Genomic DNA, 23,367 nt, shown 5'->3' with positions numbered 1-23,367 from the left:
CTGTTATTTCGTTTTGACAAAACCGGGTAAACTACCCAATTGTGATTGCAAATATGTGCCAGTACTACGCATCTGGGCTATTAATGAATCCAAACTTGAATATTGGGCTCTTAACCGCACTTCCATTTGCGACATGCGGTAATCATGTTTTTCACGGTCAGCCTGCAAATCTTTCAGTGACATATTGATGCTGTCGGTGCGGAACTTAAATGAGCCTTTTGCATCCAGACTTTTATCCAAAAGTGACGATACATTCTTGGCAAATCCGGTTTCAGATGAAAACAGCTTACCGAAATCGGCATAATTGTCAGATAGGGCTGTGCTCATACTACGCACTAGACTAGATTTTTCCAGAGTGCCGTCTTTTTTAAGACCCAAACCCACGTCAAAAATCGTTTCAAAAGGACCAGCACCTTTAATCACTTGTTGCAGACTATTGGTTAACTGAGTTTTTAAACCGCGAATAGTTGAATCACCATACAAACCGGCCCCGGCCTTGGTGTGATAATCGATGGTACCAATAGCATTGTTATAGGCTTTGATAAATTCATCCATCAGTTTTTCAACACCTGCAGTGTCATAAGACACGTCAATACGGGCTTTTTCGCCGGCGGCGCCCACTTTTAACGCTGTAAAAGTTAAATCCTGAATGGTATTGCTGAATTTGTTTGACGAACTGGTGACTTCAACACCATCCACTTTGGCGATTGCATCTTTTGCCATATCAGCCGCAGCAATGGTCATACCGCCAGCGCCACCACCAAAAGCAACTGTCGACACTGCGTCTAAATCGGCATTGTCGTTTTCGATAATGACGTCATTGCCAGCGCCTGTCACATTGGACGTGATCACCAGTTTTGAGGTTGGTGTGGCGCCACCTGTATTGATAATGTTAGCGGTAATACCAAAATTGCTTTGTGAGCCATTAATGGCATTGCGAATGTCTTCTAAAGTCGCGCCCGCAGCAATATCAACCGCAAAATCTTTGGTTCCGGCTTTGAGCGTTAGGGTGCCCGCAGTGGCATTTACCACATCAGTAGGTGCGGTAAAAGCGGCATTGGACAGAGCCCGGCTGCCTTGCGCCAGCTGAGTTACTTCAATATTAAAATTGCCTGTGGTCGATTTTGCAGTGGTCGCCACCGAAATCAAGTCACCGCCTGTCGGCTGCCTGACTGTGCCAATACGTTTGTTAAAATTATCGGCAGATGCAAGTTTCTTAATAACATCCTGTAAAGTTGATAATGTCGATTTCACGGCCCCCAAAGCAGATAACTCGACGTTCAACCGGGTTTTGGTTGCTTCAAAGCGTTTCAGCTTGGGTTGATCTTCCGCATTGAGGGTTGCATTAATGATATCTTCCAACGGAAGACCAGAACCTACACCTGCTGAAGTAATACCTGCCATGTTATCTTCCCCTTGCGGCCTAAATTTCAGTATTAAATAAAGCGCCGGACTTATTCAGTGTATCGACCATATCACCAAAAGCTTTAGCAACTTTATCCAAATCCCGTGACGGAATTTCACGAATCAGTTCTTTGCTTTCTTTGTCGATGACTTTAATTATAGGAGGCTCGTTTAAGTCATCAAATTCGAACACCAGGTTGGTATTGACCAATGGAATAAACTGATTCAGTGACTCTAACGATTCTCTGATCCGGTCGTTGTCGACCATCTCTTCTGATTTTTCTGTTTTTTCAGCTTCTACTTCAGTCTCATTCTGACTGGACGGCAGTTTAGCTTCAGCTTTACCAACAGCCAGCAAGGCTTCGGTGTCATTGACGATTTTTGTTCTGTTGCCAGAGAATAAATCAGGTAATTCTCTGTCCAGAGACAAGGTTGTATCGTAACCCATAATTGCCTCCTCAGTTAATCGCAATACAACTGTTCACCCGAAGGTGACACAAAATCAAAATGGCCAGCTCACTGAGCTGGCCATTTTTCACGATTAGCCCAGTAATGACAAGGCGACTTGTGGCCGCTGGTTTGCCTGAGACAAAATCGAGGTACTGGCCTGTTGCAGGATTTGTGAACGGGTCAGAGAAGCAGTTTCCACTGCGAAGTCTGCATCCTGGATCCGGCTACGGGCACCTGACAGGTTTTCAGAAATGTTAGACTGGTTACGGATGGTCGACTGGAACCGGTTTTGAACAGCACCCAATTCAGCACGTTTTTTGTCCACCACAGCAATTAACGAGTCCATACCCGCCAGAACCAGTTGTGCGTTCAGCTGAGTAGATACACTGATACCGGTTTTGGTGAAAATTGCGGTAAAAGCAGCATCAGTCAGTGCAAAGTCACTGTCGATACCACTTAATGCCGAAATTTGTTTGGTAGTCAGCGTGTCCGTTAGGGCTTTGCTTGTCGCATTACTGGCAATGCCAGCAATACCTGACAGCGTAAAACCACCGTTACCTGACAGACTGTAAGTGGTGTCACCTGCAGTACCGCCTACTTGTTTCATAGAGAAACCGATAACCTGTGCTGCGTCGGCACCGACCTGGAAGCTGGCTTTGTACGAACCATCCAGCAGTTTTTGACCACCGAAAGTTGTATCCTGAGCAATACGGTTCACTTCGCTCACTAATGAACGGATTTCTTCTTGAATAGCGACCCGGTCTTCGTCGGTGTTAGAACCGTTTGCGGCCTGAGATGCCAGAGTACGGACACGCTGGAACATGGACGTTACTTCGTCCATTGCACCTTCAGCGGTTTGTGCCAGAGAAATACCGTCATTGGCGTTACGAATGCCCTGATTCAGACCATTGATCTGGCCTGTTAAACGGTTAGAAATTTGCAAACCTGCAGAGTCATCAGCAGCGCTGTTGATCCGTAAGCCTGAAGACAAACGCTTGAACGATGTATCCAGATTGTTGCCGCTGTTCATTAATTGACGCTGGGCGTTTAACGAACTGACGTTGGTATTGACTGCTAAAGCCATAATAGCCTCCGATTATTGATAATAATGCTTGTTTTAACAGGTTACCCCTAACCGCTAAAACAGCATGTAAACGAACTTCTTGGACCTAACTCATTGTAATAATGAGACTTTCAACACAAGGTCGCTGCAATTACAGTTCCCCTTGTTTAAGCTATCGGCGGCGTTCTGAATTACTTTAGGAATTTTTTTTAAAAATTTTAAAATAATTTCAGAACGGCCAAATAACCTAAATTTTTTCAAGTCAAAACAGTGACTTGCCTCTAAAAAATATTTCTGTGTCACAGGTATTTTCTGCTGTTGCAACCCTGTGTTTAGTATCTGAAGCCGGTGCAAAGCGCGCAGTGCGGCAACTTGATGCCTTATGGCTGCAAATATCGGCCGACGCCAGGCGGCCGCAACTGCTGTAACTTGCCGCTGTAGAAGCTGTTCCGAGAACTGACTCAAACGCAAATGTGTTGTCATTGCCCAGCTTTGCGCCCTCGCAGCGTAGCTGTTGCACTCAGCAGAAAAACCAGATCCGCCGTGTAGATAGGTCAGTGCTCGGTGAAGGTATTGCCACAAATATGGTCTGAAAGACAGAGTTAAGCCTCCAAAGCTGGCATAAAACAGCCTCTTTGATTGCGCCCGGCAAGATGCCCCCTGGCTTTCAGCCAGCCAATCATCGGGGATCAATAGATTTATGTTATCCACCTGATATAGCTGCAGTTTTTGGCATCCCCGTGCTGCGGCATTCCGCTTGGTTATGTTGAATTCCCCTTTAACCCTGAATTTGTCGGGCTTAATGAATCTGCCCTTTGCTGCATTACAGTTGCCAGCCACTGCAGTTGCAGCCCCCTGCTTTGGTGCCGATATGGTCAGTTGCCACTTGTGCAGTACAGGAACTGCGGCAAAATTTTGGTAAGTCAAATGCGGCCACGATCTAAACAATAAAGTTCTCATTGGTTGCAAACAGCTTCCCGATTGGAAAACCGCAGTGGCAACACCAAAAGCAAAGATGGTGTTGCCATTGAAGTTTTGAAATTGTGTGTTTGTGTCAGCATGAATAATAAATTGCGCCCGCTCAGATACTGGTTGCTCAGGTTCTGAAACCGCAAAATAGGGAGTGCCGGCAACAGCAGTGCAATGAGCAGGCGCTGAGGTTTTATCAGACCAGAGTTGCCACAGACGGGTTTGACCTGAGATTGGGCCAAACTGTTTTGATGCAAAAAAACATGGATACAAGAGGGCAACAGCCGGGTAAAAAATGGCTGAAAACACAGGGAGCGGATTGCACAGTGATTGCGGGATTTGATCGAACTGCATGATCTGCCTCCTCAATATCCTGCCCTAACAGCTGGTTACAGCTACAAAAAGCCGGATGAAAAGTACTGATATCCAACAAAAAAGCGCTCTTAACATTACCCCATGTCAAGAGCGCCAACCTCCGCTTAAGCTTCAGGACTTGTTAGCTATTAACCTTGTAACAGACTTAAAGCTGCCTGAGGTCTTTGGTTCGCCTGAGCCAGGATGGTAGACGAAGCCTGTTGTAAAATTTGTGAGCGGGTTAAAGATGCAGTTTCAACTGCAAAGTCCGCGTCTTTGATCCGTGATTTCGCACCAGCCAGGTTTTCACTGATGTTGGCCTGGTTACGAATGGTTGACTGGAACCGGTTTTGCACCGCACCCAGCTCAGCGCGTTTTTTGTCGACGACAGCTATTAATGAGTCCATGCCCGCCAGCACCAGCTGCGCATTCAACTGAGTAGACACACTGATACCGGTTTTAGAGAAAATCGCGGTAAAAGCGGCGTCAGACAGAGCAAAGGTACTATCAATACTACTTAACGCTGAAATTTGTTTGCTGTTCAGTACATCAGTTAAAGCTTTCCCTGTCGCATTACTGGCAATACCTGCAATACCTGACAGTGTAAAACCGCCGTTACCTGACAAACTGAAAGTGGTATCACCCGAAGTACCGCCCACTTGTTTCATCGAGAAACCAATCACCTGCCCAGCATCGGCACCCACCTGGAAGGCTGCTTTGTAAGTACCATCCAGCAGTTTCTGACCACCGAAAGTGGTGTCTGTTGCCACCCGGTTAACTTCCGCCATTAAGGAACGGATTTCTTCCTGGATGGCCAGACGGTCTTCCTCAGTGTTTGAGCCGTTTGAGGCTTGAGATGCCAGAGTACGAACCCGTTGGAACATTGAGGTTAACTCATCCATTGCACCTTCAGCAGTCTGTGCCAGAGAGATACCATCGTTGGCGTTACGGTTACCCTGATTCAGACCCTGGATTTGTGATTCCAGACGGTCAGAGATTTGTAAACCTGCGGCGTCATCAGCAGCGCTGTTAATACGCAGACCAGATGACAAACGTTTGAATGAAGTATCCAGAGCATTGCCAGAATTCATCATCTGACGTTGAGCATTTAATGAGCTGATGTTGCTATTTACATATAAGGCCATGGTGGTATCTCCTGGTAGCTTAAAGCGTTTAACAAACTGTTTTGTTTGTATTTTTGCCTGATACTTATTTATCGGACGCCAGGGAGGAAACTTTAGAAACTTTTGCAGATTTTTTGAAAAAGGTTGTTGGTCTTTTACTTTCTTTATTCTGGCACAAACTGTGCATATAATTTAGCTGTGATGGGTTTTTGACTTGTCACAGATAAAAGCTATATAGCCTCCGCTTATTGCATTTATCAAATACCGGCGCTCTTAACGTTACCCCCAATGGTTAAGAGCGCCACTCCTTTTCAGGCGCTTGCACCAATCCCTTTCCCCATCATGACTGCGAATACATCGCTCAGTGCTGCTTCCTGTTGCAGCTTTTCTGGCGTCTGCTGCTGTTATATCGGCAGCAAAGCAGCATCACTGCATCTGATTTTTAAGCTCAGATGCAAAATAACTTCGGTATCCTTCTGCATCCGCAAAAAACACCACAGCTTTGTTGCATTGTTAAGGCTGGGGCAGATAACAAAACGCAGAACAGGAAAACAAAAAACCAGTCGGCTAAGGACTGGTTTTTACATTGGCATCACACAGCTGCAAGTCAGCTAGCGGATATAATCAAATAAACTCAACTTAGTCACTTTGGTAAAAGTGCTTTGCACCACCTGTAACTGGGTTTCCTGTTTGGTCAGCTCAGTAATACCCTGCACTAAATCCAGTTCGTAAATATCAGCACGGTATTCCACATTGGCAATTTTTAAGTCTTCCAGACTGCCGGAAATACTGCTGATCAGATTCTGCCGCCCACCCAGGGCTGACACAGTTTCCCCCACTTTTAATGCAGCTCTGTCAACCTGTACTGAAGTATCCACCAGTACTTCCCTAAGTTGGTCCGGGTTCAGCTGGTCACGCAGCACCGCATTAATCACATCAGTCAGGGTATTGAGGATATTTTTTTTGGCTGGTGGGCTCAGACTAAAATCAATCTGGCCCGGGAAGGTACCAATATGATCAATTTTTAAACCATTAAAATTCACTGCCTGACCGGGCAACACAGTCCCACCAACGGGCGGCACTAAAGGTGCGCCACTTTGCAAGGTAATGGCGTATTGATCCGGTGCTGTGTAACTCACGCGATAGTCATTATTGGCCGGCGTGACGCCGTCATATTTTTGACTGTAAAAACCGTCAAAAATCGACTGGCTGGCAACCTCAATGACCGCTGTGGTAATACCGCCGGCTGGTGTAACATTAATGGCTTTATTACGGGCATCCACAGTTTCAAAAATGTTTTTACCACTGTCGTTGGCTGGCACTGTTACAGAAGTGGACACCTGCAGAAACTTCTGACCTTCATCCCCTTTAAAATCATAATAACCTGTTGATTCGTTGTATTCATAAGACTGGGTTTTTTCATTAAAACCGGAAAACAAATAACCACCGTTGGAATCACGCTGGTTCATTAAATCAAAAATTTCTGCCCTGACGTTGGCAAGCTGACCGGCTATAGCTGCCCGTTCCGTTTGTGAATTTGCGCCATTGCCCAACGAAATCACCAGAGTTTTGGCTTGCTGAATTGAGCTCTGAATACTGCGCAGCACAGTTTCTTCCACATCCAGGCTGTTGGACAGCATATTACTGTTCACCTGATACTGGCCAGTGCTGTCAATTTGCTGATCCAGTGCCGCCACCCGGGCGGCACCTGATGGGTCATCAGCCGGCGTCAGAATTTTGGTTTGTTTTTCCAGCTTAGCGCTGGCCATTTGCAGTCGTTCCTGCGCTTTACCAATGGCCGCCACGTTAACGGCATAGGTCTGATTAAATGAAAGACGCATAATTACCTCGCAGCTTGCAGCAGCGTATCAAAGATAGTTTGTGAAGTTGCAATAATCTTGGCCGCTGCGGCATAACTTTGCTGAAAGCGGATTAAATTTGCCGCTTCTTCATCCAGATTCACTCCGGACACCGACTCGTACCAGGCTTCCGACTGCGCCAGTACCGACTTTGCCGACTCTGATGCAATGCGGATTTGCGCTGTTTTCTGGCCGACAAAACTGACTACATCACCATAAGCTTCGGTCAGCGATGAACTGTTATCGGCCGCAGCAGTGGAAACTGCATTTTTTCTAATCAAATCTGCCGTTTGTAACGACGACAACGCCAGACCATTGCGGTTGTCTTTAAAACCCGAGGTGTTGTAATCAATGGTAAATGTATCACCGGGCTTGGGCACGCCGGTAATATTAAAATCAAAACCGTAGGTGCCAAGACCTGCTGCAGCCATGACATTGTTATATAAACCGCTTGGCATGGCCCCCGTGGTACCCAGTGAGGTATTAGTGCCATCAAAAATTTCAAAATCATTACCGCCGAGGTAACGCACTGTGAATGGCCCACCGGTTAACACCCCTGAAGTGGCAAAAGGTGGTGCCGTGGTGTCTGTTACCTTGATGTCGCCAAAACGGGCATTCCCCAGGTTATTCAGCGTAAAGTCGCCCCGGATAGGTGATGCCAGCGCCAAATCTTCCGGTCTGGTGGTGGCTAGCGCAATTTCGTTGGCGGCGACACTCAGAGGTTTAAATAAAAATTTGTCACCGGCGGCAAAAGCACCTGTGCTGGTGTCCATATTAATTTCAAAACCATAAGCCACAGTACCTGTAACCTGGGTCACGGCCGAGCCAGCAATCACAGCGCCACGCTCATCCAGAGCCGACATGGTGAACTGGTTCGGCGCCACAAATTCAATTAAAAAATCATTGGGCGGAATATTTTTGCCTTCGCCGGGCTCGACTGTGGCCAGCACCTGGCCTGAACCTGTATTTTGCCGGTATGGCATACCGCTATAAACGCCCAGGGTAAACAGGTCTTTGCCCAGCAGGCCGTTACCATCCATCCCCAATTTATTCTGCACATTAAAACTGTCACCCAGACCCAGCGCCAGCTGACCAATTTTATTGAGCGTCGGCTCCAGAATTTGTGAACGGAACTCCAGCAAACCACCAATTTTGCCACCCAGCTTGTTGCTGTCGATTTCAGCAGTGACCTTGGTATTAAAATCAAGCTGCATTCTGACAATTTTGCGGCTGATTTCCGGGTCGCCATCGGCACTTAATAAATTAAATTTGCCCTGCTCCAGTACTACAGACTGGCCGGTGGATAAAAACACCAGCTTTTCACCATTGTCGGCATCCAGCACCTGAATATCGGCAAGTTCGGCCAGTTTGCGGATGGCTTCATCCCTTTTATCTAATAAATCCAGTGGTGGCGGTGTGTTGATTGACAACCCATAACCGGCAATTGCTTTATTCAGCTGCGCTATTGAAGTCACCATTGAATTGGCATCAGACACATAAACTGACAACTGATCATTGATATAAGCTTGCTGGTCACGCAATAAATTGGCCTGGGTATTAAATTTGTTGATCAGCGTCTGGGCACTTCCCAGCACCAAAGAGCGCGACGAGTTATTGGCCGGATCGTTATTGGCCGTTTGCAGCTGCTTAAATAAATCGGTCATGCCGGTACCAACGCTATTGGCATTGTTGGCAAATAAGGTGTCCACACGACGGGCTTCGGCTAAGTACTGTTCGTAAAATGCCACATTGCTGGTATCACGGCGCAGCTGCTTGAGCGCAAATTCGTTGACCATGCGGCTGGTGGTGCCCCGGCCAACGCCCAGCCCCAGAATTGAAGACTCGTATTCGGTCGACTGGCGGACATAACCTTTGGTATTAAGATTACTGATGTTATTGGAGGTAGTGTTCAGCAGACCATTGCTGGCGAGCACGCCGGAGGTGCCTATAGTGAGCAAATTATCTGACATCTGAAACTCCTGACTCTGTCACTGCGGGAAAGCGGCTGCTTGATCCCGGCTTCGATTCCTGGCACTCGATTGGCCGATGTTATGAAGATTTGTCCAGCAAGTTTCGTACCTCTTTAAACGCACGACCTTGTAAAACTGACAATATTTTCTCGGCATAGTTCGGATCTGTGGCGTAACCTGCCGCCTGCAACTGGCGGAAATAAGCTTTGGTATCCCCAGCCACGTCCAGCGCCGCCTGATAACGCGGATTGGACTGAATTAATTCCACATAATCCGACAAACTTTGTTCTGCACTGTCATAAGCACGGAATTTTGCTTTTTCTTTTTGTGCCACGCCCTGGCGGTATTCCAGGGTATCAACCACAGCCACATCGCCCTGCCAGTTACCCATCGCCTTGATGCCAAACAAATTATTACTGCTCTGGCCTTCTGCTGTTTTAAACATCCGTTGGCCCCAGCCGGTTTCAAGTGCCGCCTGGGCAATGAGCGCCAGTGGCTCTAAACCCAGTTTAGCGGCGGCCTGCTCTGCTGCCGGCAATAACTTCTGAATAAAAGCTGTGGCTGCGTCAGGGTTTTGTGTGGCGACCACTTCAGCCACTGCCGGCTTTGCTGTGACTGCAGCAACCCCACTTTGTTGTGACGCCGGTTTTATGATTATCGGCTTCACGGCAGAGAACTGTAATTCAGCAGCAAAGTGCTGAGCGCCGGCCGGGCGTTTTGGCGCTGCCGCATACTGCTGCTCTGGTGGCAGCTGCTGCACAAATGATGTGGTATTTGTCTGAATATGCTGCTCTGGCGCCAATGATGTCAGCTCAGGCTGCAATCCCTGCGGCTTATTTTGTGGCTCTGCACCTGCTTTTACCGGCATCGCATGAAGCACAATACGTTCAGGGTCGAGTTTGACAAAACGCGGTTCTCTGCTGTCCAGCCGGTGCATATTGCTGTCGGATGGCAGGGAATAATTTTTCTGCTCCGGCACATCAAAACGTGATGGCGGGCTGATATGACTGGCCGCTTTGGTTTTACTTTTTTCCGGACTGAGTTGCTGCACCATTAAATCAGCCAGCCCCAAAGCGCCTTTTTTTGACAACTCGGTTGCCAGCTGGCTGTCGTGCATATCCCGATAAAATTCGGTGGCCTGGCTATTGAGTGGGTTATCTTCGCCAAAACTTTCGTTGGCTTTGCGCATACTGGACAACAGCATGCCCATAAACACCGACTCAAACTGCTGCGCAGCCTGCTTGATGGAGGCGGTTTCATCTTTTTTTGCCGTAGCGCGCAGTTGATTCAGGCTCGACAAATCATGATAAGACACACTGACATCAGGCTTGTTCATGTTAGATCACCACCAGCTCACCATGAATGGCACCGGCTTCTTTTAAGGCTTCCAGAATGGCCATCAGATCGCCAGGTGCTGCCCCTACCGCATTGACAGTACTGACCAGCTCATCAAGGGTTACACCAGGGTCAAATTTAAACATCCGTGACCGGTCCGGCCGCACATCAATAATAGTGTTAGGCACCACCACCGTTTCACCGTCGGCCAGGGCGTTGGGCTGACTCACTGTTGGGTTTTCAGCAATGGTCACTGTCATGCCACCATGGGTCACAGCAGCCGGAAATAACCGCACATCTTTGCCTATCACAATAGTGCCGGTACGCGAGTTAATAATAATTTTGGCCGAGTCTGACGCGGGTTCAAAGGTCAAGTTTTCCAGTGTTGCCAGATAAGACACGCGCTGATCGATATCACGGGGGGCGCGCACCTGCACTGAACGTGCATCCAAAGTTCTGGCCGTTTCATCACCGATAAAACCATTGATGGCCGCCGCCAGATTTTTGGCTGTGGTGAAGTCACCACGGTTCAGGTTAAAGGTAATGTAATCGCCCTGGGCAAAAGGGCTTGCCACTTCGCGTTCCACCATAGCGCCATTGGGAATACGGCCTACTGTTGGTGTGTTGACCACAACGCGGGAACCGTCGGCACCTTCAGCGCCCAAACCACTGACCACCAGACTGCCCTGCGCCACGGCGTAAATCTGCCCGTCCAGGCCCTTTAAAAAAGTTTGTAATAAAGTGCCGCCACGCAGTCCTTTTGAGCTACCGACCGACGACACTGTCACATCTATCGCCTGACCTGGTTTGGCAAAAGCCGGTAACTCGGCATGCACAGCTACAGCAGCGACGTTTTTGATCTGCGATTTCATGCCAGCCGGCAAATTAATGCCAAAGTTGCTCAACATGGTTTTAAAGCTTTGTTCGGTAAAAGGGCTTTGTTCCCCTGTGCCCGGCAAACCCACCACTAAACCATAACCGACCAGCTGGTTAGAACGCACCCCTTCGACAGTCGCCACATCTTTAATACGGGCCGCTTGTGCGTTCATGCTCCAGAGCACCAGACTTAACAACATACAGGCTGAAATTTTCATCGCCTTATCCTCAATCAGATCAGAACGGCCACAAGGCTGATGCAAAAAACTTGGTTAACCAGCCAGGGCCCTGGCCACCATGTGCCGCACCTGTGCCGCTGTACTCAATACGGGCGTTGGCAATTTTGCTCGACTCCACTGTATTGCGTGAATCAATATCTTCAGGGCGAATCACCCCTGTTAAACGGATATATTCTTTACCTGTGTTCAGCGTCAGCCATTTTTCACCACGGATCACCAGGTTGCCGTTGGCCATCACCCGAAGCACATTCACCGAAATATCGCCGGTTAAGCTGTTGCTCTGATCTGCTTTGGAATCACCTTTAAAATCTGTGCTTGAGTTCATACCAAGCTGCAGCACGTTGCCGGCGGCACTGATATTACGCCCGCCAAGACCCACCATAGGTTCAATATTGTTGCTGCTATCTTTGCCAAATTCAGTTTTGGCTTTTTTCGATGCCTGGGTATTCTCGCGTAATACCACGGTAATAATGTCGCCTTCGCGTCTGGCTTTATTGTCTGAATACAAACCATGAGACAAACCGGATGCAAACAAAGAGCCGGTTTGCACCACTGGCACAGCAGCGGGCTCAGGCGGTAACGGAGCAAAAGCCGGGTCGTCAGGCATAGCTTCTGGTTCATAACTGGCACAGCCAGAAATTAAACACAGTGCCAGCAAATAAATTCCAATTCGCATCATAACCTCCCGCTTACAGCTGCTGGATAGCAAAGCTCAGCATCTGATCCACTGCTGAAATCACTTTGGAGTTCATTTCATACACCCGCTGACTTTCAATCAGGCCCACCAGCTCTTCGGTCACATTGACGTTGGACGACTCCAGTGCGCCCTGTACCACATAACCAATACCTTCAAGGCCTGGTACACCCTGTACCGGGTCGCCACTGGCACCGGTCTGGCGGAATAAGTTCTGCCCTATCGGCTCTAAACCGGCCGGGTTAATAAAGTTGGTGACAATAAGCTGTCCCAATACTGCGTTTTCTGGCTGACCCGGAATTTTTACCGACACTTCACCGTCTTGCGAAATGTTGATATCAGTTGCTTCCGGCGGAATGGTGATAGTGGGTTGAATTTGGTAACCGGCACCTGAGGTCACTAAGTTGCCTTCACTGTCGGTGGTGAACTGGCCATTGCGGGTGTATGAAATAGTACCGTCAGGCATCAACACTTCAAAAAAACCTGAGCCCTGGATCATCACATCCAGCGCATTGTCGGTGGTCATGTGATTGCCCTGAGTAAAGTTTTTCTGGGTGGCGACCACTTTGGTACCGGCACCCAGCATTAAACCATTGGGCAGTTCCGAGTTTTGTGATGAGCGGCCACCTGGTTGATTGACGTTCTGATATAACAGGTCTTCAAACACAGCCCGGCTTTTTTTGTAGCCGACTGTACTGGCGTTGGCCAGGTTGTTTGAAATCACCGAAATATCACGCTGCTTGGCATCTAAACCTGTTTTGCTGATCCAAAGTGCTGGATGCATGGTGTCCTCCTGAGCCTAAGGCTCTAGATTATGCGTAAAATCTGATTATGCTGGCGATCCATATCTTCAGCGGTTTTCATCATCTTGACTTGTAACTCGTACTGGCGCTGCAGGCTGATCATATAAGTCATCTCACCCACAGCATTCACATTGCTGCCCTCAAGGGCACCGGACAATAAACTCACAGTCGCATCTGCCTCGGCAACTTCACCGTCTTTGCGGCGGAATAAACCATCGTTGCCTTTCACCACATCGGCGTTTTCTGGTTTCACCAGCTTGATACGCCCCACTTCGGCCATCGCTGTCGCAGGTGCACCTTGTGCCAGCGCCTGAATACCGCCATCAGCGGCAATATCAATTTTTGCCAGCGGCACCGGCAGCTGAATGGGGTCACCACCATCACTGAGCACGGCCAAGCCTGAAGCGGTTTGCAGCATGCCATCAGCACTGATTTTTAGGTTGCCGGCTCTGGTGTAGGCTTCATTGCCATCGGCATCCTGCACCGCAAACCAGCCATCCCCCTGAATAGCCACGTCCAACTCGTTTTCGGTGATCTTCAGCTCGCCGGCGTCAAAATTCTGACTTGGCATTTCGGTCATGGCAAAAACCCGGCTTGGCAAACCGTCGCCAAAGGCCTGCATCGAACGCGCCTGCTCTAAATCTGCTTTAAAACCCGTGGTATTGGCGTTGGCCAGATTGTTTGCCCGCACGCCAAGAGCATTCATATTCTCTTTGGCACCGCTCATCGCGATATACAGCAAATGGTCCATAACCTTGCTCCGTGATTCAAAAGTACCGGCTAGTTCAGCCCGTGATATAGGACTAAAGCAAAGATGATGCCATGATGTGTAAAGCAGCAAAGAACTAGCGAATGCTGGCTTTTTGGCGGCTGTTTTTTGCCACTTATAGCGCTGATTGTCGTTTCAGAAAAAAGAGCAACCGAAGCTGAAATACCTTAAGTAACAACCAGGCTTGTAATGCACTAACGCCGGCATCGTTGAATCCCCGGCATAAAAAAACCACCCGCAGGTGGTTTTTTATCAGTGCAATATCAGCGCATCTATTAACGGATCTGCAATACGGTCTGCTGCAAGGTACTGTTGACTTCAAGTGCTCTTGAGTTGGCCTGAAAGTTACGTTGTGCTGAAATCAAATCCACCAGTTCGTTGGTTAGGTTCACGTTGGAGTTTTCCAGTGCCGACGAGTTAATGGCGCCTAAAGTACCGCTGTTCGCTTCACCTGCCAGTGGTTCACCTGAACGCAGACTGGTTTTCCAGGCCGTGTTGCCGGTCTGGGTTAAACCTTGTGGGTTGGCAAATTTCACCATGGCAATTTGTGACAGATAAGTCTGGTCACCGTTGCTGTAGCTTGCCATCACTTTACCAGCCGCATCAATGTCGATACTGGTTAAGCGACCCACAGTAGTACCATCCTGGCTTAATGAGCCCACTTCAAACTTAGAGGCGTACTGCGTTGGAAACCGGGTTGCTGCTTGATCGTTAAAATTCACGGTTAGCGGGCCGGTAAACTGGGCACCGTTTTGCAAGTAAGTAGGTGTATTTAATGTCGCCTGTGGGATCACCAGATCCGGCAAAGACGCGGTCAGTGGTAAAGTCGGCACACCGTTGGCGTCAAAATCCAGCACTACAGGGCCAAAAGGCTGACCTGCTGCTGTTTTGTCATCAAACACCGCATACACTTCCCAGTTATTATCTGTTGCAGGATCTGTTCTTCTGAAATAAAACGACAGAATATGAGGTTCACCCAAGCTGTCATACACAGTAGTTGACGTACCTGCTGTTGAGTTATAAGTGGTTTTATCCAACGGGTTAAAGGCAGGGAAACCACCGGCTGGCGCCACGTCTTTTGAATTCAGATTCATCGTCAGATACACGTTCGAGGTTGAACGTGGTGCACCGGCTGTACTTGGGATCTGAATCGGTCTGGTGGTACTTAAACTGATTGAGCTGACCGACCCCGTGCTTGGGTCTACCGGATACCCCTGCAAATAGTTGCCGTTGTTATCGACAATAAAATTCTCTTTAGACAGTTTAAAAGCTCCGGCGCGGGTATAAGACATATCGCGGTCAGCCAGGCCTGGGGTCATGGCAAAAAAACCATCACCGGTAATAGCTAAATCCAGCGAGTTGTTGGTGAATTTCAGGGCACCCTGACTGAATTGTTGTGCCACCATCGACGTTGACACACCGTCACCGACTTTAGTGCGGTTCGAGGAAAAAATAGAACCTGCATACACATCAGCAAATTCAGCACGGGATTCTTTAAAACCTGTGGTATTGACGTTAGCAATATTATTTGCCGTGGTATCCAAGTCTTTCTGAGCGGCTGCCAGACCACTTAATGCAATATTAAAACTCATAGTTCACCTCGTTGACGGAGTTAACCCGCTGCAATTTCTAAAATATCTGCCAGTTTTTTTGCACCTAAACCAAACAGATTTAATGTCATGTCCCCTGTACCTTTGCCCAACGTTACGCTGGTCACAGGCACATAAGAAGAAGTCGGTAATGCTTCGGTTTTGCCATTGACACTGGCCTCTACCTTAACGGTATACATACCTTTAGGAAGCGCTTCACCTGCATCATTATTGCCATCCCAGGCAAAATCGAACTTGCCGCTCGGCGGACTTTCAGCCGGCTCTGAACGCACCAGAGCGCCGGCTGCGTTATAAATTTTCACCGTCAATAAACTGGTGTTGGCAGGTACTTCAGTAGAACCCACTGTCATATTGGTGCCGTCAAAAGGCATTTTGTCTGAACTGACCCGCACTGTGCGGCCAACCAGGCTCGATGCCTGTAGCGCCTGATTTGAGTCCATGCTACTGGCAAAACTTTTGAAGTTGCTGTTCAGCGAGCTGATACCATCGGCCATGGTGAAGTTGGTCATCTGGGCAATCATCTGATCGTTTTCAACCGGCTTGGTCGGATCCTGAAACGCCAACTGCTGGGTTAACAGCGCAAAAAAGTCGGCCTGGGTTAAAGCACCGGCTTTTTCAGCATCGGTTTTTTCCTTGGCGCCGTTGGCTCCTTTCAGGCTGTCCAGATAACTGTTGCTGGTATTATTACTGACGGTCGTCATGGCTTACTCCTTAGCGCTGACCCAGTGTCAGAGTACGGCTCAGCATCTGTTTAGCTGCGTCGGCTATCTGCACATTGGCGTCGTACGAGCGACTGGCTGAAATCATATTGGCCATCTCTTCAATCACATTCACGTTTGGTTTGTAGATAAAACCATTTTCGTCCGCCATTGGATGGCTTGGATTGTATTCGGTGGTCAGCGGCGCATCGCTTTCAACAATGCCCATTACTTTTACCCCTGCGCCCTGCGCTTCCTTCGCGCGGTCAAGTTCAGCGGCAAACACCGGATGACGGCCACGATAGGTTTGGTCAATGCTGCTACTGACTGTATTGGCATTGGCAATGTTACTGGCTGTGGTGTTCAGCCGAAGCGCCTGCGCCGTTAAACCGGAACCGGCAATATCAAACACCCGATATAAACTCATTAGGCCTGACCTCCACCTAAAGCTTTTTTCAAGCCACTAATTTTTCCGTTCAGAAAATTCAGTGACGCCTGATATTCCATACTGTTCTGGCTAAACGCATTGCGTTCACGATGAATATCAACACTGTTACCGTCACCGGTATCAGTTTGCTCCACGTTGCGGAATTTCACTTCCTGGCGCAGATCGGTTGAAATTACAAAATGTTTGTCATGAGTACGGCTCAGTGAGGAACTTTGCTGAGTCCGGGCGTTGGCAAGCGCGGTCTGAAAATCCAGATCTTTGGCTTTAAAACCCGGTGTGTCCGCATTGGCGATATTGTCAGCCAATATTTCGGAACGTTTTTCTCTGAGTAACATCCCCTGGGGATGCAGGCCAAAGGCCCGGTCGAAGCTGATTGCCATGATGCAGCACTCTATTCTGTGAATGACAGAATTTCTTTAGCAAAACTCAGGCCACAAATTTTTGGCACTGTGCTCTTCTGGCAAAATAATGCAGGATTTTCACAAAAGACACAGAGCCGGCAGGAGCCTGCTCTGTGGAAGGGTTAGTTTTTACGGCGGTAAATAATGCCGGGATTACAGCGCAACATTTCAAAATCGGTATTCACACTGCTTAAAGATTCAGAAGCCCCTAAAAACAGGTAACCACGCGGATTTAAAGACTGGGCAAATTGGCGAATGATCTTGGCTTTTACTTCAGGAGAGAAATAAATCAATACGTTACGGCAGAATATAATGTCAAACTTGCCAAGCAAAGTGTAACTGTCGAGCAGGTTTAAATGGCGGAAGGACACATTCTTACGCACCTGATCCCGCACCCGCATCATGCCATTGCCGCTCTCTTCAAAAAACTTGCTGCGCCGTTCGGGCGATAAACCTCTGGATAACGCCAGGCCGTCGTATTCACCACGCTGACAATGTTCAAGCATCGCATTGGAAATATCAGTACCGAGGATTTGCACCCCCAGACTAAAAGCCGAAGGCCTTTGTGCCTGGTACTCCAGCGCCGTCATCGCAATAGAATAAGGCTCCTGACCGGATGAGCTGGCCGCTGACCAAATTTTGACATTGCGGTGATCTTTTTCCAGCTCCGGAAAAATCTGTTTTTTCAGCAGCTCATAAGGATAGGTATCGCGAAACCACAAGGTCTCGTTGGTGGTCATAGCGTCTATCACAGCGGAACGAAGTTGCCGCTCAAACGGACTCAACGTTTTGCTGACCAGCTCGGATAAAGTGGCCAGATTAAAACGTTGCATTAAAGGACCAAGCCGGCTTTTCACCAGATACTGTTTATTGTCACCCAGTACTATGCCGCACTGCTGCTCAAGGAAATCCCTGAACAGCTTGTACTCACTGTCATGCAGCTCTTTGTTCGCCACTGCGATGCCACCTATCAATCAGTATGTAACCACTTGCGTACCGACTCACCAAGTTCATCAGGATTAAACTTGGCGATAAAGTCGTCTGCACCAACTTTTTGTACCATTTGCTGATTAAACACTCCACTTAATGAAGTGTGCAGGATCACATGCAATTTTTTCAGTTTCTGGTCGAGGCGAATTTCTGCCGTCAGGGTATAACCATCCATTTCCGGCATTTCAATATCCGAAATCAGCAAACCGATTTTTTCGGTCACCGACTCTTCACAACTGGCGGCAACTTCCTGCAGGTAGGTTAAAGCTTCCCGGCCATTTTTCACCAGATGCATGGTCACGCCCAAACCCTCCAGCGCCCTTTTGACCTGATTGCGGGCAACAGCTGAGTCATCGGCGATCAGAATGGTTCTGTCACCAAGGTCGGCCATAATAGATTCAGTTTCAACTGCAGCGGTAATAGTGGTAGGTGAAGGTGAGATTTCCTCGAGGATTTTCTCCACGTCGATAATTTCCACCAGCTCTTTGTCAATTTCAGTCACTGCCGTTAAATAACTCTGACGACCGCCCGTGCCTTTTGGCGGCGGCATAATAGATTCCCAGTTAATGTTGATAATACGTTCAACGGAATTAACCAAAAAACCCTGCACTGAGCGGTTGTATTCGGCAATGATAATAAAGCTGTCTTTTACGTTTTCAATCGGACGTCCACCTGTTGCCAGGCTTAAATCGATGACAGAAATGGTTTGACCGCGGATATGGGCAATACCTCTGACAAACTTATTCCGTTTTGGAATGGCTGTCAGCGGCGGGCACTGCAGCACTTCTCTGACTTTGAAAACGTTAATGCCAAAACGCTGCCGACCAGCCAACCGGAACAACAACAGCTCTAACCGGTTTTGCCCAACCAACTGGGTGCGCTGGTTTACAGAATCAAGAATACCCGCCATGTGAGACTCCCCAGAACTTTCAGGATCGATTCTTGCAGCAGAAGGAAAATAGCGGCAAGTTACTGAAAAATTGACATACTTGGTATGTTATAGCCCTTTGCCGATAAAGCATAGCTGAAACAATATGAAAATGTACGATAAATTTCTTAAGGCTTCTTCTGGCAAATTACTGTTGTGTTTGTTGTTTTTGCACTGCAGTTTTCCCCTGAGCGCTACCAACTACAGCATGGCCGAATTGTCAGCTCAAGCCTCTGAATGGCTGCAGCAACAACTGCAACAAATGGAGCATGGTCAAATGCAGGCCGAGCTCTATCCGCTGGATAACCGGCTGGCCGACAAAAGCTGTGACAGCGCCCCACAATTTAGTCTGGTGACCCCTAAACTGCAGCGTCAAAATACTGTCAGGATCAGCTGCGCCGATGAAGGCAACAGCTGGCAATTATTTGTACCGCTTCGGCTACGTCAGCAAATCAGCACAGTGGTCAGCACACAAAAAATTGCAGCCGGCAGTTATTTGACTGCAGAAATGCTGACCATGGCCGATATTGATGTATTACAAAGCCGTGGCATGCCGGTGACCAATCTGCAACTGGTGATAGGTGCCCGCAGCAAAAAAGCGCTGAACGCCGGACAAATGTTGAGTCAGGCTGATCTTTGTCTTGTATGTAAGGGCGATGTTGTTACAATTGAAGGTATTTCCAGCACACTCTCGGTCAGTACTCAGGCGACAGCCTTGCAGGATGGCAGTTTTGGCGATACTGTGCGGTTACAAAACAACCAATCGCAAAAGGTGATCAGTGCTGTGGTCACTGCAGTAAAAAAAGCCGAAATAAAGTTGTAAAAAGTTCTAAAGTTTTTCTGCCTGCGGCCGTTAAAGAGTTTAAGGAATAGGCCAAAGGGTCTGATGAGGGGTGAATTATGGCGATTAATGTCAATCAAGGTGTGCAGAATGCCACCACAGTGAAAACTGACAAAGTTGATCAAAGCATTCAGAAACAACAAGTTGCGCAGCAACAAGTGAATATGAGCGCGCCAGCACAAAAGCAGGACTCCGTGTCTCTGACCACTCAGGCGCAGCAGTTTACCAAAGCTCAGGAAAAAGCCAGCAACAGTTCTGGTATCGATCAGGAAAAGGTCGACAAAATTAAACAAGCTATTGCTGAAGGCAAATACAAAATTAATGTAGAAGCGCTGGCCAGACGCATTATGCAGTTTGAAGGCGAGCTGTTCGACAAAAAATGACAGACCAGGCCCTCATCCTTCCTTTGTTTGAACAACAACAAGAGCATCTGACGATGCTTTTGTCGTTATTAAAAGCTGAACTTGACGCCATTTCCAGTCGCAACGTCGAGGCACTGGAACAGGGTGGTGCAGCCAAACTGGCTTGTCTTGAACAAATTCAGCAATTAGATCAGGACATTGCTGCCCTGCCCATGTTAAGCGCGGTAAAAAACGAACCCTGGTTTGTGCAAAAAGTGCAGGACATCGACCATATACTGCAGCAGTGCAAAGAACAAAATGAAATTAATGCCCTGACGCTGCAACAAAGCCAGCTGATTGTTGAACGTTTTAAACACGAATTATTGCAAAACCGTGGGAAATCCGGCCTGACTTATACTGCCAAAGGTAAACCGGCCATTGACCACAAAGGTGGTGGCATTAAAGCCTGAGGCTGTGCTGAGCAACTTGCTGGCATAGCTTTTTAAAAAACAACAGCGGGCCATGCCCGCTGTTGTTGTTTTAGTCTTCTGCGATGATAAAGCCACACCAATACAGAACCAAGGGCTACAAACCAATGGCTGCAGGCTCTGCGCCCCCTGGCACCGAAGTTCTGGCACCTGTTTGAGCCTTGTGAATACCGCTTAATAATATTTGACTGATTTTACCCGCCGCACCGGCTGGGCATTTTGGTACAGGTCATACACTTGCCTGAAATCAAGCTCCATCTCAGTGACATAAAACTGTCCGACCGGGTAAGTCTTCACAACGCGCGCGCCACGGATCACCCCTTGTAACGAAGCACGTAACTGCTCATTGCCCAACAGCGCCTGCCCCATAGTGACTTTATAATCCACTTTCTGGCCATACACCTGTTCGGCTAACTCTTTATAGGCTTCCAGCTTAGAGGCTTTCATCGCCATCAGCATACGTTCTTCTTCAGTCGCGGCTTTTTGCTCGGTTAAAGGCGCATAACCTACAGCTTTGATCAGCGGGAAATTATCCGGCGGCACCGACTCCCACTGCACTTCTTTATCCATAAACAAACTACAACCTGAAAGGGCCAGGCTGGCTAACAAGGGCAGCAAAAATTTGTTCATTATTCACCTTCTGTCGTTCGGTGGTCGCTACAGCAGAACTCACACTGCAAACAGCAACACTTTGTGGCACATATCTTGGCTAAACCTTGCAGAATTCACGCCAGAATTATGGTTAGCCAAGAGAAGGCACGTAAATTGCTTTGTGCTGTTATCAGTTAGTGGAGAATTTTATATGCGTAAGTTAGCAGGCGTCACAATGCTGCTTCTGGCGAGCCAGGCTCAGGCCGAATGGTACGAAACCACAGGCCAGGCCGCGATCCGTAATGGTGATCAGGCTGCAGCCAGAGCCCAGGCCACTGAAGATGCGGTAAAACGGGCATTGTTGTTTGCCGGTGTGTCAGTGCGCAGTGTACAGCAGGTCACCGACGGTCTTTTGACACAAGACAGTATGCAGTTAAAAAGCCATGGTGAAGTGCAGCAGGTGCATCTGGTGTCTGAGCGCGCCAGCAATGGCACTTTTGAAGTGACGATCCGCGCCGACATAGTGCCGGGTGAAGCCGCCTGCCCTAACGTGGCTTACAAAAAGAAATTACTGATCGCACCTTTTAAATTAAAGGTGCCGGAACAGGCCGTCATTGGTGGTTTATTTGAACTTGGCAAAGTCAGCAGCGAGCTTTTTAACGACAAACTGACGGAGCTCAGTCAAAGCAGCTGGACTCAGGCGCTGCCGGCGCCCATCGATGCCGACAAATTAAGTTACAACGAACGTCAAGCCATTAGCCGGCAATATGGTGCCCGTTATCTGTTAAGCGCCACTCTAAACGATGTGTCACTGGGCGAAACCCAGGGTACCAACTGGCAGTTCTGGAGTGATGCCGACCGCGAACGTTTTTACCATCTGCAGTTGTCGCTGTTTGATTTAGCCGAAGCAAAACTGTTGATGCAACAAAAGTATCAGACTTCAGCTATTTGGCGCGTGCGTAAAACCACAGCTTTAGATCCACAATATCACAGATTCTGGCAAACCAGTTATGGTCAGGCGGCGGAGCGGGTACTGGATGCCGCAGTACTGGATGTGGAAGAAGCCATCCGCTGTGAACCTGTGGTGGCCGAGTTATTACAAGTCAGAGACAATCAGGTGCTGCTGAACCTTGGCAGCGCCCATGGGGTGCAGGTTGGCGATACCTTTACCCTGGTACACAGGCGTGAACTCAACGACAATTTTGGTCAAACCCAGGCCTTATTGGCCGTCACGGATATGACAGTCAAAGTCACCCAGTTAAGCCATGAAGCAGCCTGGGCACAAAGTGTCGATGCGCGTTTACTGGCCAATGTGCAGGTGGGCGATCTGGCACAAGCGGCGCAGAAGGTGGTGCAGGATGAATGGGTGGAGCAGGAGTCTGACGGGCAATAATCAAGGATCTGACCTTCGCAAAGCCCACAATCGCAGATCCGGGCCGACAAATGCAGAACCACAATGATAAAAAGTAGCTCTGGGTACAGCCCACTCAGCTTGTGACGCTGCAGTAATAAAGCCATGTATTGCTGCAGCTGTTTGATTATTCAGCAACTATCGGCAAATAAACACGGCATCAATTGACAAAAGGCCACATTTTTAGCAGCATGTGGCGCCGTTGAGTCAGAAGCACACTCAGGCAGCTCAGGCGGCAACTCAACAGACTACACAATAAAATATGGCCCCATAGTTAAATGGATATAACGGCCCCCTCCTAAGGGGCAGTTACAGGTTCGATTCCTGTTGGGGCCGCCATTTGCGTTGTTATATTCTTTGTTGCGCCGCCAGCAAAATAACATCCTCAGCTCAAAACAGTCTTTACCCTGCCAAAAGGCGCAAGCAAAAAACTCAACTTTGCCAATACCAAGCTGGCTGGCATTTTGCCGGTAATAAAAGAAACCTTGTGATAACCCCTCACTGCAGCAGGCCGGCCTCAGCAGCTGGATATTGTGTGTATCAGGGAAGGTTTTGAAATCAGAACTTTGGCTTGTACGTAAAAAACCACCTCCATAGGAGGTGGCTTTGCAAAAGGCCCCCCTAGAAGGGGGCTAGTTTAGCGTGACTCCATATCTAACATCATTTGCCGCTCTTCGTCTTCACGAGCTACTTTGTCTTGATGCCGGACAT

Annotated in this window: 22 protein-coding genes, 1 tRNA gene and 2 pseudogenes; 5 read left to right on the top strand and 20 right to left on the bottom strand. The window is 48.3% G+C overall.

The features are described 5' to 3' along the window. Positions 1 to 3 precede the first annotated feature (3 nt). From fliD to V7P87_RS04085, 19 genes and pseudogenes are all read right to left on the bottom strand, one after another. Positions 4 to 1,404 carry a flagellar filament capping protein FliD gene (gene fliD / locus V7P87_RS04170; protein ID WP_333796300.1) on the bottom strand — a complete coding sequence of 467 codons (1,401 nt, stop codon included), beginning with the start codon at positions 1,402 to 1,404 and terminating at the stop codon, positions 4 to 6. Between the two features lie 19 nt (positions 1,405 to 1,423). Beyond that, positions 1,424 to 1,852 carry a flagellar protein FlaG gene (locus V7P87_RS04165; RefSeq protein ID WP_333796299.1) on the bottom strand — a complete coding sequence of 143 codons (429 nt, stop codon included), beginning with the start codon at positions 1,850 to 1,852 and terminating at the stop codon, positions 1,424 to 1,426. A gap of 93 nt (positions 1,853 to 1,945) precedes the next feature. Next, positions 1,946 to 2,224: pseudogene (locus tag V7P87_RS16705) on the bottom strand (flagellin); the annotation flags it as partial. Between the two features lie 300 nt (positions 2,225 to 2,524). Continuing rightward, positions 2,525 to 2,938 (bottom strand): annotated as a pseudogene (locus tag V7P87_RS16700) (flagellin N-terminal helical domain-containing protein); the annotation flags it as partial. 90 nt (positions 2,939 to 3,028) lie between these two features. Beyond that, positions 3,029 to 4,240 (bottom strand): hypothetical protein, encoded by a 1,212-nt coding sequence (locus tag V7P87_RS04155; protein ID WP_333796297.1) that lies wholly within the window; start codon positions 4,238 to 4,240, stop codon positions 3,029 to 3,031. A 149-nt stretch (positions 4,241 to 4,389) separates the two neighbouring features. Next, on the bottom strand, positions 4,390 to 5,385 hold the full coding sequence (locus tag V7P87_RS04150; RefSeq protein WP_333796296.1) for a flagellin N-terminal helical domain-containing protein: 996 nt from the start codon (positions 5,383 to 5,385) through the stop codon (positions 4,390 to 4,392). Positions 5,386 to 5,975: 590 nt separating this feature from the next. Next, on the bottom strand, positions 5,976 to 7,205 hold the full coding sequence (flgL, locus tag V7P87_RS04145; RefSeq protein WP_333796295.1) for a flagellar hook-associated protein FlgL: 1,230 nt from the start codon (positions 7,203 to 7,205) through the stop codon (positions 5,976 to 5,978). 2 nt (positions 7,206 to 7,207) lie between these two features. Further along, positions 7,208 to 9,193, bottom strand: coding sequence for a flagellar hook-associated protein FlgK (gene flgK / locus V7P87_RS04140; RefSeq protein ID WP_333796294.1), 1,986 nt, complete (start codon positions 9,191 to 9,193; stop codon positions 7,208 to 7,210). Between the two features lie 79 nt (positions 9,194 to 9,272). Next, positions 9,273 to 10,529, bottom strand: a complete 1,257-nt coding sequence (gene flgJ, locus V7P87_RS04135; protein WP_333796293.1) for a flagellar assembly peptidoglycan hydrolase FlgJ — start codon at positions 10,527 to 10,529, stop codon at positions 9,273 to 9,275. A gap of 1 nt (position 10,530) precedes the next feature. Next, a complete protein-coding gene (locus tag V7P87_RS04130) occupies positions 10,531 to 11,622 on the bottom strand; it encodes a flagellar basal body P-ring protein FlgI (RefSeq protein ID WP_333796292.1) in 1,092 nt (363 codons plus the stop codon). Positions 11,623 to 11,641: 19 nt separating this feature from the next. Then, entirely contained in the window at positions 11,642 to 12,319 is a 678-nt protein-coding gene (gene flgH, locus V7P87_RS04125) for a flagellar basal body L-ring protein FlgH (protein WP_333796291.1), read from the bottom strand. A 13-nt stretch (positions 12,320 to 12,332) separates the two neighbouring features. Further along, positions 12,333 to 13,121: a flagellar basal-body rod protein FlgG gene (flgG, locus tag V7P87_RS04120; protein ID WP_333796290.1), complete on the bottom strand. Its 789-nt coding sequence runs from the start codon at positions 13,119 to 13,121 to the stop codon at positions 12,333 to 12,335. Between the two features lie 23 nt (positions 13,122 to 13,144). Next, positions 13,145 to 13,891, bottom strand: coding sequence for a flagellar basal-body rod protein FlgF (flgF, locus tag V7P87_RS04115; RefSeq protein ID WP_333796289.1), 747 nt, complete (start codon positions 13,889 to 13,891; stop codon positions 13,145 to 13,147). 293 nt (positions 13,892 to 14,184) lie between these two features. After that, positions 14,185 to 15,501 (bottom strand): flagellar hook protein FlgE, encoded by a 1,317-nt coding sequence (gene flgE, locus V7P87_RS04110; RefSeq protein ID WP_333796288.1) that lies wholly within the window; start codon positions 15,499 to 15,501, stop codon positions 14,185 to 14,187. Positions 15,502 to 15,521: 20 nt separating this feature from the next. Continuing rightward, the gene (locus V7P87_RS04105) at positions 15,522 to 16,220 is read right to left on the bottom strand and encodes a flagellar hook assembly protein FlgD (RefSeq protein ID WP_333796287.1); all 699 of its coding nucleotides are present in this window, start codon (positions 16,218 to 16,220) and stop codon (positions 15,522 to 15,524) included. Positions 16,221 to 16,230: 10 nt separating this feature from the next. Next, positions 16,231 to 16,644 (bottom strand): flagellar basal body rod protein FlgC, encoded by a 414-nt coding sequence (flgC, locus tag V7P87_RS04100; RefSeq protein WP_333796286.1) that lies wholly within the window; start codon positions 16,642 to 16,644, stop codon positions 16,231 to 16,233. Further along, positions 16,644 to 17,045, bottom strand: a complete 402-nt coding sequence (flgB, locus tag V7P87_RS04095) for a flagellar basal body rod protein FlgB (RefSeq protein ID WP_260657656.1) — start codon at positions 17,043 to 17,045, stop codon at positions 16,644 to 16,646. Before flgB ends, flgC begins: the two co-directional genes overlap by 1 nt. Positions 17,046 to 17,188: 143 nt before the next feature. Beyond that, positions 17,189 to 18,022, bottom strand: a complete 834-nt coding sequence (locus tag V7P87_RS04090; RefSeq protein WP_260657655.1) for a CheR family methyltransferase — start codon at positions 18,020 to 18,022, stop codon at positions 17,189 to 17,191. A 14-nt stretch (positions 18,023 to 18,036) separates the two neighbouring features. Then, positions 18,037 to 18,966 (bottom strand): chemotaxis protein CheV, encoded by a 930-nt coding sequence (locus V7P87_RS04085; protein ID WP_333796285.1) that lies wholly within the window; start codon positions 18,964 to 18,966, stop codon positions 18,037 to 18,039. A gap of 130 nt (positions 18,967 to 19,096) precedes the next feature. On the opposite strand from V7P87_RS04085, the gene flgA reads away from it, so the two are divergent. From flgA to V7P87_RS04070, 3 genes are all read left to right on the top strand, one after another. Continuing rightward, entirely contained in the window at positions 19,097 to 19,807 is a 711-nt protein-coding gene (gene flgA, locus V7P87_RS04080; protein ID WP_333796284.1) for a flagellar basal body P-ring formation chaperone FlgA, read from the top strand. A gap of 77 nt (positions 19,808 to 19,884) precedes the next feature. Beyond that, entirely contained in the window at positions 19,885 to 20,208 is a 324-nt protein-coding gene (gene flgM / locus V7P87_RS04075; RefSeq protein ID WP_333796283.1) for a flagellar biosynthesis anti-sigma factor FlgM, read from the top strand. After that, positions 20,205 to 20,636 carry a flagella synthesis protein FlgN gene (locus tag V7P87_RS04070; protein WP_333796282.1) on the top strand — a complete coding sequence of 144 codons (432 nt, stop codon included), beginning with the start codon at positions 20,205 to 20,207 and terminating at the stop codon, positions 20,634 to 20,636. Before flgM ends, V7P87_RS04070 begins: the two co-directional genes overlap by 4 nt. A 192-nt stretch (positions 20,637 to 20,828) precedes the next feature. On the opposite strand, the gene V7P87_RS04065 is transcribed toward V7P87_RS04070, so the two are convergent. Continuing rightward, positions 20,829 to 21,284, bottom strand: coding sequence for an LPP20 family lipoprotein (locus V7P87_RS04065; protein ID WP_260657650.1), 456 nt, complete (start codon positions 21,282 to 21,284; stop codon positions 20,829 to 20,831). A 172-nt stretch (positions 21,285 to 21,456) separates the two neighbouring features. On the opposite strand from V7P87_RS04065, the gene V7P87_RS04060 reads away from it, so the two are divergent. Both V7P87_RS04060 and V7P87_RS04055 read left to right on the top strand, forming a co-directional pair. Then, complete coding sequence (locus V7P87_RS04060; protein ID WP_333796281.1) at positions 21,457 to 22,638, top strand: flagella assembly protein FlgT; 1,182 nt, start codon at positions 21,457 to 21,459, stop codon at positions 22,636 to 22,638. Between the two features lie 282 nt (positions 22,639 to 22,920). Continuing rightward, a tRNA-Arg gene (locus tag V7P87_RS04055) sits at positions 22,921 to 22,995 on the top strand. Positions 22,996 to 23,367 lie beyond the last annotated feature (372 nt).

This window comes from Rheinheimera sp., from assembly GCF_036782235.1.
In the GTDB taxonomy this organism is placed as follows: domain Bacteria; phylum Pseudomonadota; class Gammaproteobacteria; order Enterobacterales; family Alteromonadaceae; genus Pararheinheimera.
This window is presented reverse-complemented; position numbering and strand designations above follow the sequence as displayed.

What these genes read in the sequence shown, in the direction of transcription:
- fliD (WP_333796300.1), bottom strand. Translation starts at nt 1,404, where the DNA reads ATGGCAGGTATTACTTCAGCAGGTGTAGGTTCTGGTCTTCCGTTGGAA.
- V7P87_RS04165 (WP_333796299.1), bottom strand. Translation starts at nt 1,852, where the DNA reads ATGGGTTACGATACAACCTTGTCTCTGGACAGAGAATTACCTGATTTA.
- V7P87_RS04155 (WP_333796297.1), bottom strand. Translation starts at nt 4,240, where the DNA reads ATGCAGTTCGATCAAATCCCGCAATCACTGTGCAATCCGCTCCCTGTG.
- V7P87_RS04150 (WP_333796296.1), bottom strand. Translation starts at nt 5,385, where the DNA reads ATGGCCTTATATGTAAATAGCAACATCAGCTCATTAAATGCTCAACGT.
- flgL (WP_333796295.1), bottom strand. Translation starts at nt 7,205, where the DNA reads ATGCGTCTTTCATTTAATCAGACCTATGCCGTTAACGTGGCGGCCATT.
- flgK (WP_333796294.1), bottom strand. Translation starts at nt 9,193, where the DNA reads ATGTCAGATAATTTGCTCACTATAGGCACCTCCGGCGTGCTCGCCAGC.
- flgJ (WP_333796293.1), bottom strand. Translation starts at nt 10,529, where the DNA reads ATGAACAAGCCTGATGTCAGTGTGTCTTATCATGATTTGTCGAGCCTG.
- V7P87_RS04130 (WP_333796292.1), bottom strand. Translation starts at nt 11,622, where the DNA reads ATGAAAATTTCAGCCTGTATGTTGTTAAGTCTGGTGCTCTGGAGCATG.
- flgH (WP_333796291.1), bottom strand. Translation starts at nt 12,319, where the DNA reads ATGCGAATTGGAATTTATTTGCTGGCACTGTGTTTAATTTCTGGCTGT.
- flgG (WP_333796290.1), bottom strand. Translation starts at nt 13,121, where the DNA reads ATGCATCCAGCACTTTGGATCAGCAAAACAGGTTTAGATGCCAAGCAG.
- flgF (WP_333796289.1), bottom strand. Translation starts at nt 13,891, where the DNA reads ATGGACCATTTGCTGTATATCGCGATGAGCGGTGCCAAAGAGAATATG.
- flgE (WP_333796288.1), bottom strand. Translation starts at nt 15,501, where the DNA reads ATGAGTTTTAATATTGCATTAAGTGGTCTGGCAGCCGCTCAGAAAGAC.
- V7P87_RS04105 (WP_333796287.1), bottom strand. Translation starts at nt 16,220, where the DNA reads ATGACGACCGTCAGTAATAATACCAGCAACAGTTATCTGGACAGCCTG.
- flgC (WP_333796286.1), bottom strand. Translation starts at nt 16,644, where the DNA reads ATGAGTTTATATCGGGTGTTTGATATTGCCGGTTCCGGTTTAACGGCG.
- flgB (WP_260657656.1), bottom strand. Translation starts at nt 17,045, where the DNA reads ATGGCAATCAGCTTCGACCGGGCCTTTGGCCTGCATCCCCAGGGGATG.
- V7P87_RS04085 (WP_333796285.1), bottom strand. Translation starts at nt 18,966, where the DNA reads ATGGCGGGTATTCTTGATTCTGTAAACCAGCGCACCCAGTTGGTTGGG.
- flgA (WP_333796284.1), top strand. Translation starts at nt 19,097, where the DNA reads ATGTACGATAAATTTCTTAAGGCTTCTTCTGGCAAATTACTGTTGTGT.
- flgM (WP_333796283.1), top strand. Translation starts at nt 19,885, where the DNA reads ATGGCGATTAATGTCAATCAAGGTGTGCAGAATGCCACCACAGTGAAA.
- V7P87_RS04070 (WP_333796282.1), top strand. Translation starts at nt 20,205, where the DNA reads ATGACAGACCAGGCCCTCATCCTTCCTTTGTTTGAACAACAACAAGAG.
- V7P87_RS04065 (WP_260657650.1), bottom strand. Translation starts at nt 21,284, where the DNA reads ATGAACAAATTTTTGCTGCCCTTGTTAGCCAGCCTGGCCCTTTCAGGT.
- V7P87_RS04060 (WP_333796281.1), top strand. Translation starts at nt 21,457, where the DNA reads ATGCGTAAGTTAGCAGGCGTCACAATGCTGCTTCTGGCGAGCCAGGCT.